The organism is Botrimarina sp., from assembly GCF_040219535.1.
Lineage (GTDB): Bacteria > Planctomycetota > Planctomycetia > Pirellulales > Lacipirellulaceae > Botrimarina.
In genome coordinates this window covers 66,721-82,165 of sequence record NZ_JAVJSH010000006.1, presented here as the reverse complement: position 1 = coordinate 82,165, position 15,445 = coordinate 66,721, and the positions used below count along the sequence as shown (strand labels likewise).

The following is a 15,445-nucleotide window of genomic DNA, read 5'->3' as shown; positions in this document are numbered from 1 at the left end:
GGCGCGCGGGCGGACGCGCTGAGGGATAAGGCCCAGACCCAGCTTGCCAATCCGGGCAGAACGTTCGGCGCTACGCAAACCCGCTTGGGCAAGCGCTACCCAATCGACCGGATAAACGTTGATCGCGCGGGTTGGCTCCCTAGAACCGGCGGGCAGCCATCCCCCCGCCTGCCGCAGCGCCACGTGGCGCCGCGACGAACGACCGCGCCGCCGGGGGCGAGGCCTCGAAACACGTCGACCGCCGGAGCGCCGCCCGATGCGTAGTTACCCCCCGAGTTGGACCACCACGCTGACACGGCTGGGCCTGAAGCGGCGAGTTAAGAGCAAGAAGCGCGACGACCGGCGCCGTGTTCGGCTCGAGACCCTCGAGCGGCGCGAGATGCTGTCGATCAGCCCCGCGTGGGCCACGCCCGTGGGCGACTTCGACGGCGACGGGTCGATCGACCGGATGGGGAACATGGTCGGCGGGCAGTTGTGGGTGCGCACGACGGAGGACCTCTCTGTCTGGCGTGCCTACCAGGGCGACCCGGCGCCGAACGGCACGGCCGAGATGCCGGAACAGTTCGTGGTGGGCGACTTCGACGGCGATGGCCGCGACGACTTCCTGGGGCGCCGCGACGATCGGCAAGCGTGGAGCCTGTACATCAGCCGCGAGCACGCGGCCGCCGGCTACGCGGGCGGGTTCTACGAGCACGCGGCTCTGCTCGGCGACGCCCCGCTCACGTGGGACGACCTGATCGTCGGCGACTTCAACGGCGATGGGCGCGACGACGTGGCCGCCGTTGTAGGCGGCGGCACGAAGATCGAGGCGGCGTTGTCGAGCGGCGTCGGGTTCACCGAATCGGCGGATTTCAAGGACTTCGGGTTCGCCAACACGGTCACCGGCGTGGTGGTCGGCGACTTCAGCGGCGACGGGCGGGACGACCTCTGGCTCGACGAGACGCCCGGCGGCGGCGGGTCGGTCCGTCGGCGGCTGCTCGTGTCCGACGGCTCTGCCTTTGTCGAGCACACGGTGCGGAACGAGCCGGCCGCCGTGCACTCGTTGGTGGGCGATTTCGATGGCGACGGCGTCGATGAGGTCGCTCGCCAGACCGCCGAAACGGGCGCCGGGGCGGACTGGCGTGTGTCGGACTACGACATCGCGAGCCGCACGCTCAACCCGTCGGTCTCGTGGGGCGAGGCGATGACGCCGAGCTCCGGCGGCCGGTGGACGCTCTCTACGGCCGACGTCAACGGCGACGGGCGCGACGACCTCATCGGCAAGTCGGACACGAGCGACTTCCGCGTGTCGCTGTCGCAGGCCGACCGGACCTTCCAGAACGTCGGCGCAGGCGGCGCGTATGTCGGGTGGTGGACGCCGGTCGTCGACCTCAACGTGGTTCCCGACCCGGACGGCCCTTACCGCGAGCTGATCGACCTCTTCGAATCGGTCTACAACACGGTCGAGCTGGAGCTCTACCCGGGGCTGATGAAGGGCCCGCAAGCGACCGCCGAGACCGGAGCCGGCAACCCGTGGGACCAGGCGGCGCTCTTGGTCCAGCGGTACGAGGAGAAAGGCTACAACGCGGACATCGCGTTCCACGACGCGCGGGCGCCCTGGGAGAAGGTGCGGGACTGGATCGGGCTCGACGCCGAGTCGCCGTACATCACGCAGGCACAAACGCTGACGGTGCTGAAGAACGTCTTCGACAAGGATGCGACGGCGAACGGCGGCGACCTGATCTTCCGCCACGCGATGGTGAAGGTCCTCGCGCCGGGGCCGACCGGGCTGACGGACTACTACGTCGACCCGTCGTGGAAGTTCAAGGACCGGCAGGATAATCCGCCGGTCGACCTGACTTTCGCACCGACTAACTACAACGAGGCCGAGCCGACGGCCGGCCGAACCGCACGGGGAACCTTCGACGAGTTCGGTTACCTGCGGAACGCGGACCGGAACCAGTTGCCGATCGAGTGGTACGCCGAGCAGGTGCAAGCTTATCTGGCTGAGGTTGCTGGCGACCTGACGGTCGCTGACCTGGCGTATGATGGGCCGATACGGCAGCAGCGCTTCGATGTGCTGCCTGGTGTGCCGGTGGGGAGTAGCTTGCCGGTGCATGATGGGAAGCGCGTCGCGTTCCAGGCTGCGAACGCGTTCTTCGACAATGCGGCGGCGGTTCCGGATTATTTGCAGCATCGGGTCAAGGTAGAAGTCGATCGATTGCGTCCGAACGAAACCGTCGCGTGGCTAGGTACACAAAGGACCACCAACGGCAGCGTCCTGACGGCTTCTGGAGGCTACTTGGACCTCGATCAAACTGGAGCTCCGTTTTATCTAAGTGGCAACCCCTATCCTAGCTTCTACTCCACAAGCGCTGATGCAATATTCGACTCAGACCCCGCCACTACCACGCACGAGCCAATCGCTTGGGACCAAGACGTTCGATTAGAGTTTGAATACCGTGCCACTACAGCTGGTGAAGTGCATATTCTTAGCCTGTACAACCACCCGTTCTTACCATCACACACAATTACGCCGGACTTGACGCTCTGGCTACCTTCTTCTACCAATCCGCAATCCGGGGCCGATGATGTTCTTATCGAGCCCGGCGAATTGCTGGCGGATGGCTTTTCGAAGTTTACACTAACGTTTGAAGATGTCTTTGGTAGTCGAACTACTCCCTATAATCTGAACCAGATCCGCTTTTCGATCAGTGATAACAGCGGTTCAGTACAGCCCGAACACGCCATACGCAATCTGAGGATATACAAGGCTACGCCTAATGCAGAAGCGTTGTCATCTTCTTTCTCGACAGCCCAGCGCTCTCAGGACTCTCTCTTTATCGACTTCGGAAACGTGGGAGGGGTCGATCGCCCCGCCCGCTTCTGGTCTGGCGACTCGCTCTTGGTAAGTGGAGCGTCGGGAGCAGACTTCAAAGACGGCGACACCGCCAAGGTCACTGTTACCCACACGCAACCGACGACGCTGGCGGCGGACACCACGTCGGTTTCCAAATCGTTCCTCCGTGAGCCCGGCGAGGTCATCGCCATCGGGCTCGACGCGAACCAGTACTCGACGGCCCACATCGCGCGGCTCGCCGCCGAGCTGAACGACGCGCTGCTCGACGGGTCCGACGACGGTGACATCCCGGAGTTCCTCGCGTACACCAACGCGGTTTACTGGAAGCGGTTCAACGAAGGGACTGACGCCATCGATGGCTTGTTTCGCGGGCTCGGCGGGCAGCAATGGGTCGGCTCCGGGATCGTCGCCTCTGCGGGCGAAATCTACCAGGAGGTCAACGCCGCGAATTACGAGCACCTGCAGTTCCCTATACTCCCAGTCGGGCTTGGCGTCGATCTGCCGAACTTGAGCCACGTCCCGCTCTCGGCGCGCACCGGCGGGGTTTCTCTGGAGGCGGCCCAACTCGTAGGGTGGAACGCGTCGGCGCTCGAGCATGCGGTGATCGAGGAGGTCGCCAACACGGAAAGCGTGTCGACGATGCGCGGCCTGTGGGACGCGGCGGCTTACACGTTCTCGACCGAAGACGCCGTGCTCAACGCCGTTTGGGTGATTGACAGCGTGCCGGATCCGGCCGCACTCGATAACAGGCGGGTGATCCTCAGGGGTTACCTTGGCGATCTCAGCACGAACGACGTTCCGACATCTCACGACTACCGCTACCGCGAGGGGGGCGATGTCTATCCGGGGATCTTCGGGGAGGCAAACCGGCGCCAGTTCGTGCGGGACTTCGTTCTGCGGTACCAGGTCCCCTCTGGAAACGACCCCAACAACGCGGTCGCGAACCAACTCTTCGACACGCTGCTCGATCCGAACGCGACCGGTCCCATCCGGGTTCTGGTTCCGTGGCGACCAACCTCTATTGGCGACTGGTCGGGATCGGTGTGGGTCGCTGACACCGACTTCGCCGGGGGCCCGATCTACAGCTACAAGATAGAGCCCTTCACCGGACCGGCGACCGACGGCGGTTACAGCGGCGGGTCGGGCGTGCTGCAGCCGCGGCCCGTGCAGTTGCCCCCCACCACGTTCACGAACCAGACCTGGGCGGGCGACCCGGTGTCGGTCGCCAACGGCAACCTGTTCCACGACGAGGTCGACCTCGCCCTGCCGCACCCGCACGTGCCGCTCGATTTCACCCGGCACTACGACGCGCAGAGCCACCTCGATGTGGGCATCGGCGTGGGCTGGGTCCACTCCTTTACCGGGCTGCTCTACCTCGACAACCGAGACGCGGACGGCCAGCCGCTGCCGGGCGTCTCGACCAGTGCCCACGACCGGTTTGTCTGGCTACGCGGCGACGGCTCGCGGCACGTGTTCGAGTGGGACTCCGTGGCGGGGCGCTACCAGCTGCCCTCCTCTTTGATGGGCGACTTCGACATCGCCCGCAACGCGGCCGGCCAGCTCACCACGTTCAAGTACTCAGACAAGGGCGGCGCGGTCTATCGCTTTGATATCCCCAACCACCACGGGGGAGAACTCGGCGAGTGGCTCGTGGGCCGACTGACAAGAATCGAGCCCGCCCTCGGGAACCCGATCATGCTCCAGTACGGCGGCACGACAAACACCGCCAGGGTGACCGCGGTCATCGACGATCGCACGACCGGGCGGGGGTACTCGTTCGCTTACAGCACCGGCGAGGTCGTGGTGTCAAAACAGGTTGGCGGCAGCGCCGTTGAGTCGGTGCGATTCACGATCGCGACGGGCTACGGACGGGGTGACGACTCGGGTCGCCGGCTCACGTATGCCGACCCCCTACCGGTGGGCGCGTCGCTGAGCGGCTACCACACGAGTTACAGCTACTACGCGGCGACGCCGGAGGGCCTGCAGGCTAGCGACCGGCGGCTCGGCATGATGAAGGCGATCGACTTCGCCGGCAACGGCGAGCGCCGTGAGTACGAGTACTACGCGAACGGCCGTGTGATGCGTGTGCGGATGGTCGGCCACGAGGTGTCCGCGGCGGACGCCGAGCAATACTTCAGCTACGACCTGTTCCGGAACGTCACGCGGTTCACCAACGAGAACGGCGCGACCGAGACCTACCACCACCGCGACGACGGGCTGCTCCAGAAGCAGGTCCACCCCGACGGGTCGTTCGTCCGCTACGTGTGGGGCGCCGAGGACGACCCCGACGTCGGCGGGCTGATGCTCGAGAGCATCGACGAGTTCGGCGTCGCCGAGACGTTCCAGTACTACGCGCCCGAGGAGAGCGTCGCCGGGGTGCGGCGGTACGGCGAGCTGGAGCGGCACGTCGCGCGAGACGGCGTGACGACCGACTACACCTACTTCAAGTCGACCGACCCCCAGGAGCATTACTTAAGCAAAGTCGAAACGGTCACGGTAAATCCCGACCTCGAACCGGAGACGACTTTCTACCAGTACGATAGCCGCGGCGGCCTGGTGTTGACTCGCAACCCGCTCGGCGACGAAGAGAGGTTCGTGCGGCGGCACTACAACGATCCGGTTTACCCGCAGCGGGGGTTGGTTGACAGGCGCCTGGACCCGCGCGGCGCGTACGGCAGCGGCGAACCGGACCAGGAGGACGTGCTCTGGCAGCCGCTCTTCGACACGTTCGAGGTGACGGGCGACCGGATGGTGGTTCGGCTGCACAGCCAGAACGGCTCTTACGTGTCCGCCGATGCGGTTCGGATCGATCGACTGCGGGGGCCTTACGACGATCCCGACGCGTGGTTTGGCGACCTCGAGTTGACAAGGGTCGCCGACAACGCCGTGTCGTCGCCATCGACGGACTTCTCTTCGACGACGGGCGGAACCGCGTCGTCGACGACCCGACGACTGTACGGCAACAACGGTATCGTGTTCACCGGCGACAACCACGCCGACTGGGTGTTCGAAGACTTAGAGCCGGGCGTGTACCGCGTGAGCGCGACCTGGATCAATGATTCGAGCCACGACACGGCCGCCCTCTACGAGGCGTTCGACGGGTCTGCGGACGGCGCCACGCCCGCGGCCACGACGACCGTGGACCAGACCTCCGCGCCGGCAGGCTTCCACTCGTTCGAGACGATCTACCGCTACGACGCCGGCGGCAACGTCACATCGACCATCGTCGCTGGGCTGCGCCGGTCGATGCGTTCCTACGACCACCGGGGGAACCTGCTCTTCGAGCAAGACGCGACCGGCGTGGGGACGCAGTACGTGTACGACGACCTGGGCAGGCTGAGCTCGACGTACCGCACGCCCGGCGGCGGCTACCGCGTCGACTTCGAGAGCGTGTCCCTGACGCAGGCCCATTCCCAGTACGACGGCTCGTTCCAAACGACCGACGGCGGCCGCGGGCTGAAGCTCACCGGCGAGAACTTCGTGCTCGTGCCGATCGACTACGACGCCACTAGCAACACGGTGGTCGAGTTCTGGTACCGCTCGGACCACCAGACCCACAACCACGGCTTCGTGCTCGACGACGACGCGTCCCCTTCGAACTCGAGCGAAGTCCTCGTGCAGTTGCACGGGCAGGTGAACTACTGGCAGAGGGTCGGCGACTATTCGGCGAACCTCGATGGCTGGGCCCGGTACGTGATCCCGCTCGGGCAGCTGCCGTCCGCGCCGCTGGGCCAGAAGAACTACCTGAAGCTGATGGTCACCGGCGGGCCAAGCGGAGGCCCCGGCGAGGCCCAGTTCCTCGACGTGCGGCTCTACGAGCGGACCGCCGGTTGGGACCGGCAGCAGCGTGTCCAGTATGCCTACCACCCCGACGGGCGGCTGGCGTCGGCCCAGCGGATTGGCGTCGGCGAAGCGGCCCGCTCCTACTACGACGCGCGGGGGCGACTCGTCCGGGAGGTCGCCCCAGACGGCGCCATCACCAACTACCGGCTCGACGCGCTGGGCGCCACGACGGCGACGATCGCCCCCGGCGGCCAGGCCACGCACTCCGTTTACGACGACCGCCAGCGCCTCGTGCAGACGATCGACCCGGCGGGCGAGACAACCCGCGCCGAGTACGACGGCGGCGGCCGGCCCGTGCGGACGTTCGACGAGTTCGGCCACGCGACCACGACCGAGTACGACAAAGCCGGGCGGGTGCTCGCTACCTCCACGACGGCCGAGTTCGCCGGCCTATCCCAAGATATTGAAAGTGAGAACGAGTACGACGCGCAAACCGGTCGGCTCGTGAAGTCGATCCGCCCCGACGGCGTGTTCACGACCTACACGTACGACGACGCCGGCCGCGTCGAGAGCGTGGAAACCTTCGACGGACGGGTGAGTGGCGATCCGAGGGTCGGGTGGACCGAAAACTATTACGACGCGGCGGGTCACCTTGTTACGGAGCGCACCTACGACCTCACGGGCGAAGCGGACGATTACACAGGCGGCGCCCACGAGTACCGCGACGTCTCGTACACGTACGACTCGTTGGGCCGCGTCGTCGCGACGACGTTCGCCGACGGGACGCAAACCCAGGTCGTCTACGACGCCGCCGGGCGAGAGCGATGGTCGGTGGACGAGCTTGGGCGCGTCACCGAGTCGGTGTACGACACGCTCGGCCGGTTGGAAGAAGTGCTCTCACCCGCGCCCCGCCCCTCGGATGCGCGCCCCTACACCCGTTTCGAGTACGACGTCGCGGGTCGGGCGGTCGCCGAGTCGACGCTGGTGGGGCCCGTCGCGGGGCACGCGGGCGAAGAAGCGCGGGTCGAGACCACCTACGACGCCGCCGGCCGGGTCGCCGCTCGGTCCGTGCAGGACGACACGCCGGGCGCAGGGGGATACGCGACTACCCGGTACTTCTACGACGCCGACGGGCGCCCCGTGAGCGAGACCGATCCGCTCGGCTCGTCCGCCTACACAAAGCACGACGCGCGCGGCCTCGCGGTCGCGACCTACCAGGCCGACCCCGACGGCGACGGCACGCTGCCAGCGCCGGTCGACCTCGCCGAGCACGACGAAGGCGGGCGGGTCGAGCGGGTCATTGACCCCGCTGGCCTCGAAACCGTCTTCGAGTACGACACGCTCGGGCGCGTGCGGGCAGAGGAGGAGCGGTACAGCCGGTACGTGCAGGGCGTGGCGTCGGCGGAGGTGGCGACACGCACGCTGGAGTACGACGCGGCCGGCCGGCTGGTCCGTGAGACCGACACGGCCGGCCGCAGCACGGCCTACGCGTACGACGCGTTCGGCCGCCGCGTCGAGACGGTCCTCCCCGACCCCGACGGCACGTGGGTCGACGGCCAGTTGCTGTCGCCCAACGGCCACCTGCCCGCGCCGGTCACCGAGACCGTCTACGACGGCTTCGGTGCGGTGCAGCGTGTGATCGATAAGCGGGCCGGCCAAGCGGACCGTGTCACCGAGTTTGACTACGACCTACGCGGGCGTGTCGTGGAAGAGCGGGTCGTGGGGGGCGCGTACAACCCGGACTTGGACAACGATTCGAACGGCCTTTCCGACGGCGATGGCGACCTCGTCACGCGTCACACGTACGACGCGGCAGGCAATCTGGTCAGGACGATCGAGCCGCACGGCGCCACGCAAGCCGACACGCTGACGACGGTCTACCAGTACGACGGGCTCGACCGACTGGTCCGGGAAGCCATCGGCGTCGGCCACGGGCGGCCGGAGCTGACAGAGACGGTCTCTACGGTCTACGCCCCCTCGGACAGCGACCCGGCCGCCGCCAGCACAATCTCACCCGACGGAAAGTCGGTAACGATATCGGCAGACGGGACCGGCGTGGCGTACATCGGCGTCGGTAGTCGAGCGGCAAATTACAACACGGTCGTAGATTTCACGATCGAGCACGCCGGGTTGGAGGGAGACCTATCGGTATGGCTGGATAGCAACAACTCGTTTAACGGAGACGATTTCTTTGCTCGACAGACCATCGTTCATCAAGGGAAGGTCGGAGCCGAAGCAATCGTTTACGAACGGATGTCGCCGACCAAGGTCCGGGTTGTGGCCCAGGCGATGATCGATCGGCCAGCGGCCGCAAGCGGCTTCCTCGCCGACCGGATCGGGATCAGCGTCAGCGGCGGCGGGGCGACGCTCTCCGACCTGCGCGTCTACGAGACCGATGCATTCGTCACCGAGACCGCCTACAACCCGCGCGGCCAAGCCCTCAGCGAGACGGTCGCGTCCGACCCGCGTCGGGTCAGCAACGCCTACGTGTACGACCGGCGGGGAAGGCTGGTGAGCGAGGAGTACGACGCGATCCAATCGACTCAGCCGAATGTCGTTTACAACTACGACACGGTCGGCAACCTGCTGAGCGAGGTCGTCCGCGTGGGCGCGGAGGGCGACCCGGCCGACACAAGCACGCGTGAGACGGTCTACCGCTACGACCGGCTGCACCGCCAGACGCTCGCGATCGAGCCCGAGCCCGACACCGGCCTAGGGGCGCCGTCTGGCTGGACGACCACCGACGGCGACCGGCCCTTCACGCGGCTCGTGTACGACGCGGCCGGGCGGGTCGAGTCCACGATCAACGCCGCGTCCGAGGTCCTCGTCACCGAGCACGACGAGCTCGGCCGCGTCGTCGAACAGCGAGACGGCAACGGCGATCCGACCTACTTCGAGTACAACGCGACGGGCACGCTCCACAAGCTGACAGACGGCGAGCTCAACGCGACCACCTACAGCTACGACGCGCTCGATCGCCAGACACTCGAAACCGACGCGCTCGGCCAGTCGACCGCCACGGTCTACGACGCTTGGGGCGCCGTTCTCTCGGTCACCGACCGCGAGGGCCAGACCCGCACGTTCCACTACGACCGGCTCGACCGACGCGTCGCCGAGACCTGGAGCGACGACTCGGAGCCGCGGCTCGTGTGGCGGTACGACAACGCGGGGCGCGTGGTGCGCCAGCACGACGGCGACGAAGTGCAGCAGTTCGAATACGACGGAATCGGCCGCCTCCGTGTGCGGCGGGACTTCAACGCGCAGTCGCCTGCCGACTTGGTGTACCAAGACTTTCTGCATCGATTCGTCGCGGACACGTCGGACCCGAGCGGGTTCACCAAAAGGCTCACTCATCGGCAGTGGTTGCCGTTTGACGGACCCCTCCGCAGCGCTGGAGAGACCGATAAGTTCTATGACCGGCGGGATAGGCTCGCGGACATAGTCGATCGAGAGGCCGCCGCTTTCGCAAACAACGTCGTCATTGCGCCGAAGGACTTGTCGTTCACCTACTACGCCGACGGCGCCCTGCGGGAGGTCATCCGTGAGAGCCCCACCACGGGCGTGCGGCTGCCGACTTATCACCAGTACGACGGCGCCGGCCGCCTAGGGCAGATCGACCACCTCCCAGACTCGCCGGACACCCGCGCCGGCGACTACACGGTCGACGACCCGGTCCGGCGCCACGGCTATGGCTACGACCTCGCGTCGCGGATCGACGCGATCGACTCGGCGCACGGGGGCGTGGCCACCAGCGATCGGAGCTTCGAGTACGACCCCGACGGCCAGGTCACCGGCGACGACGGCCGCTCCATCGACTACGACAAGAACGGCAACCGCCTGTCTGTCGACGGCCAGTCGCACCTCGTCAGCGAGGCGAACCGCGTGCTCGCCGACGAGCGGCACTTCTACTCCTACGACGACGACGGCCGGCGCACCGAGCGGCTCGACCGCACCACCGGCGAGCGTGTCACGTTCGAGTGGGACCACCGCGGCCGCCTCGCCGCGTCGGAGCGGCGCGAAGCGACCGGCGGTGTCGCGATCGACTTTGCGACCACGACCGGGTCGACCCCCGTCGGTGAGTCCGAGGGCTACACGGCCGACGTCACGCCCGACGGCCGCGGCGTAGAGCTTTCTGGTAACGCGTGGCGCGAGTACGGAACGAATTACACGGTGACCACCGATACCGTGCTGGAGTTCTCGTTTCGCTCCGAAAGCGAGGGAGAGGTTCAGGGGCTGCAATTGATCGGGTCGAGCGGGGCCGTGAAACGCATCCGCGTGTGGGGAAGCCAAACTGGGATGGCCAATCCCTGGGACACGTTTGAGCCGGAGACCGGAACCTACGACGGCCGCGAAGGGGAGTGGGTTGCGTTCCGCCTCGCTATCGGCGCCCACGCCGCGTTCGGCCTGAGCGACATCGCCAAGATCGTCCTGGTGAGCGACGACGACCGTACTGTACCTGTCGGCGATTCGCACTTCCAAGACATCCGCCTGTACGAAGAGCCCACGCCGCTCAACACGACACGGACCGAGTTCACCTACAACGCCGACGACCAGGTCGTCGGCAAGCGGACGACGGACAGCGAGTCGAGCCGCGACGAGCGCGAGCGGCGTGTCTACGACGGCGACCAGCTGTCGATGGTCTTCGGCCACGACCACGGCGCCGCCGGGACCGGGTCGCCGTCGTTTGGGGCCAGCCTAAAGAACCGCTACCTGTATGGCCCCGCGACCGATCAGGGGCTCGTCGACGAAGTCTTCGGATGGGACCCGCTAAACGACCTGGCGGTTTCCGACGAGGTCCTTTGGCAGCTCGCCGACCACCAGAACTCCGTGCGCGACGTGGTCGACTCCAGCGGCACACTCCGCCGCACCACCGACTACGACGCGTTCGGCCGCGTGACCGGCGCCGCCCTCTACGACTCCACGGGCGCGCTGATCAGCGACAGCCGGCCGATCGACTTCGGCGTGGCGCCGCGCGTGCCCTACCACCCGGGCGGCCAAGACGACGGGACGCCGGCCGCCGTCGCGCCCGACGGTTCGCTCGAGCTGACGAAGAACACTTGGAAGGCGGTCACGATCGACTACGACGTGACCCCCACGACCTGGCTCGAGCTAGAGGTCTGGCACAACAACGCCGGCGAGGTGCACGGCGTCGCGTTCGACACCAACCTGACCTGGCAGTCCGACCCGCCCAACGAGCAGTTCGCGTTCGCCGGGGACCAAGCCGCCTCACTCGGCTGGGACACTAACGCGGGCCTCTACGAGGTGCGAGCGCTCGGCGGCGGCTGGCAATCGTACCGAATCCCCGTCGGCCAGCTGTTCACCGGCCACCGCCAGCACCTCGTGTTCGTCAACGACGACGACGCCCAAACCGACACCCAGTCCGGCGAGGGCGTCACCCGGTTCCGCAACGTGCGGCTTGTGGAACAGCAATCGGGTTTTGGCCTTGGGCTCATCGACGTCGCGCCGCAGTCGGTGTTCTACGCGGGCCGGCCTTTCGACGAGACCTCGGGCACGCACGATTTCCGCGCGCGGCGCTACGACCCCGACCTGGGCCGCTTCCTCACCGAGGACCCGGCCGGCCTCGCCGCCGGCGACGCGAACCTCTACCGCTACGTAAGCAACTCGGCGGTGAACTACGTCGACCCCACAGGCCTCGTCCAGGCGGGCAACCCGCTGGACGCGCTGGCGGGCGGGTATGCGGGCGGGATCGGGGCGATTGCCGCAAGGCCGACGGGAATCCTTGACGATTATGCTTATCGGACGCCGACATACTCGGAAGTAAATCGGCAACTAGGTACGTCGTTCGCGAACTTACTCGGCCGCCGGCAACATAGAAGCTTCGCCGCAGCCGCCCCGACTCCCGTCGAGGTCGTACCGGTGTACCGGCCGGACACGATCGACCGCTTCTTCGACGGCGTAGACTCTGCCCTCGACGCGACTCTTACGGCGACTGGGAACGGACTGTCCTATACAGTAGACATTCTCAGTGGCACCGCTGCGAACTACGGATACTTCGCGGGAAGGCAAGCGTCGGCAGCGGGTGCGACCATCACGAAACGCGGATACCAACTCGGCGAATTCGTCGGAGACCACTCGAGCCTTGCCTATTACGACGCCGACGCGGAATTCCAACGTGTATACACAGCAGTTTTCTCCGCAAGTGCCGCCGTCGCACAAGGTTTAGACTCGTTCAGACGCGCACCGCTCCGAAAATCGGTCAGTTTGCTCGACCGAGCGGTACACGGCAGCATCGCATACGCTGATGCGCTAACGTCAAGTCCCGAGGTAAGCGGAGCCCTCCTCGCAGACTACTCGATCGCAGCTGCCACCTTTGGAGGCGAGGGCTTAGCAGCTCAGGCACTCACGAGGGGAACGACGGCACTGATATCGGCGGGCAGCCGATACGGATCTTCATTCGCTGCCTCAGCGAGAAGCGCGCTCGCAAGGCACACATCTACAGCACACTACTTCGCATCGGCTGGCGTAACCTATGCTGGCAACTTTGTCGAATCTGCATTCGATCTAGGGAAATCGTTTGGCCTCGGCGACCAGACCCTCGTATCGGTGGGCGGGCTAGCGCACTTGACCGGCGCTGGACGACGTCAGATCATCCACCATGCACTTGAGGCAGGCGACCTGACAGTCCGGACTGAAAGGCAGCTGCGGCTGAAGCCGGAGGTTCATCACATTGCGTCGCCGACCGACGGTAAATACGGACCGCACTTTCAGCGCCTACTCGCGGGGGCTGGGTTGGAAACGGAAAGCATCTACAATAAGACAAGGCTTTTGAGTCATGCTGGCCCTCACGGAAAGTACGTCAATTCTATAGTGCATCGTAGGTTAGCTAGTTCAGTGTTCGGACTATCGCCCGGGACGGGCTCGTATCGCTCTGCGCTTCTCGATGCGCTCTGGGAAATTAGGCGGGATATTCACAATTCAGACTTTGGCGATCTGTTTAAGGCTGCCGCATCAAGGGCAGACAACTATGGGCAGTTCTGAAAGGCTCGAGTATTTCGACACTCTCCCGTCAGACAATTGCTGGATCTTGGGACCACACAAATCCGCAGACGATCAGTATGAATCGGATGTTTGGGCATTCTCAAGATGCCAGCGAGTAACAAAGGTATTGCGGCCGCTGCAATTTGATGTGGATCAGCAGGGAGAGGTCACCGATTTTAACGCCACCGTGTTCGGAGCAATCGTAGTTTCCGAGAGGTGTAAGGAGATGATTCGCGGCGTATGCGGACCTGCAGACATCGAGTTCTTAGCAGCCGACGTGTCTGGCGCTATCGGTCGTTGGCACGTAGCTAATTTGCTCGCTTGTGTCGACTGCCTCGACCACACGCTTTCAAAGATCAGGTACTACGACGAGCAGCACCCCCGCAAGCCAGGCAAGCCCCGTAGTGTCGAGCGAATCGTCTTGCGCTCGCACTTAATAGCTGAGCGCCATCTTTTTCGACTTGCAGATTGGCCGTGCACGGTGATTGCATCTGACTTCTTTAAATCACGGTTCGAGAGCGAAGGGCTTACCGGCATAGAGTTCCACCTAGTGAGCTCCTGACCCGGATCACAGGTAATAGATGCGCTGAATGACTATGTCTAGCGGGGCAATCCGCCTAATTTCCCTCCCCCCGAAACACCGCCTGCCCGAGCACGTTCCGCCGCCCCGTCATCGGGCCCGGCGTGGGGTCGTCGGCTAGGACGGCTAGCATCATCTGGTACTTCGCGTCGCAGTCGTCGGCGTAGTGGACGATCAGGGCCTCGGGGGTCATCGGCGGCTTCGGGGACCCCCACTCGGGCAGGCGCTGGTGGCTGACGATGATGTGCTCCACGCGCAGCAGGCTCTCGGCCGGGACCGGCTCGCCGTCGGCGGCTTGGCGGGCGGCCGCTTCGCGCACGATGTCGCGGCCCTGCAAGATGTGGCCGATCAGGCTCCCCTCGGGCGTGTACTCGGCCCCGGCCGGCGACGCGCTGAGCTCCCGCAGCTTGCCGATGTCGTGCAGGATCGCCCCGGCCACGGCCGCGCCCACGTCGAGCGGCGGCGCCATGTCGGGGTAGAGCTGGGCGTACTGCGTGGCCAGGTAGTGCGCGTGGCGGGCCACGTTCCGCACGTGCTCGAGGTACCCGCCGGCGAACGCGTGGTGGTTGCGGACGGCGGCGGGCCACAACAGCAGCTCGTCGCGGTGCTCGTCGAGCAGAGCGAGCACCAGGCGCTTGAGCGGCGGCGGGTCGACCGCCTCTTCCGCGAGCGCGACCAGGTCGGCGTGCATCTGGGCCGCGTCGAAGCGCGACGAGGGGAGGCACTTCTGCGGCGAGAACCCGTCGTCGGCGTCGGCCTCCTCGACGGGACGGATCAGGCGGATGTCGAGCTGCGGGCCGTAGTTCGTTTCGCGGTACAGCGCGCGCAGCTTGTAGAAGCCGCCGGCGGACCAGTTGTCGCGGCACGCGTCGGCCAGCGGCGCGTCGCTCCAGATGGGGAAGCTGACCTCGCGCCGCGCGTCGCGGAAAGTCACCCGCCAGTAGGGCTTGCCGTCTTTGGTGAGCTGCTCTTGCTTGTCCGAGAGGAGCGCAAAGAAGTCGCCCTCCTCGCCGCTGGCGAGCGTGTGCAGTTCGACGATCGCGGGTTCGTTGGGCAACGCTTCGGTGGGCTAAAGGGGAACCACGGATGAACACGGATAGACACAGATTAGTCGCTCCCGCTCCCGACTTCTCTAGCAGGCTGTTGATTTATCAGCGGCCTGCGTCGTCGCCAGGAGGGCGGCGTCAAATCGTCGGCCGAGAGCCGACGTTTTGCCAGCCGCGCGGAGCTTGCTCCGAGCGTGG

3 protein-coding genes are annotated in these 15,445 nt (G+C 65.9%); 2 read left to right on the top strand and 1 reads right to left on the bottom strand.

Annotated elements, in window-relative coordinates; genetic code table 11:
• The first annotated feature begins 256 nt into the window (after positions 1-256).
• A complete protein-coding gene (locus tag RIC11_RS02210) occupies positions 257-13,621 on the top strand; it encodes an RHS repeat-associated core domain-containing protein (protein WP_350208196.1) in 13,365 nt (4,454 codons plus the stop codon).
• On the top strand, positions 13,524-14,183 hold the full coding sequence (locus RIC11_RS02205) for an imm11 family protein (RefSeq protein ID WP_350208195.1): 660 nt from the start codon (positions 13,524-13,526) through the stop codon (positions 14,181-14,183). The genes RIC11_RS02210 and RIC11_RS02205 overlap by 98 nt, the downstream gene beginning before the upstream one ends.
• 55 nt (positions 14,184-14,238) lie before the next feature.
• Here the strand turns inward: RIC11_RS02205 and RIC11_RS02200 are convergent, their stop codons facing one another.
• Complete coding sequence (locus RIC11_RS02200) at positions 14,239-15,258, bottom strand: 3'-5' exoribonuclease YhaM family protein (protein ID WP_350208194.1); 1,020 nt, start codon at positions 15,256-15,258, stop codon at positions 14,239-14,241.
• Positions 15,259-15,445 lie beyond the last annotated feature (187 nt).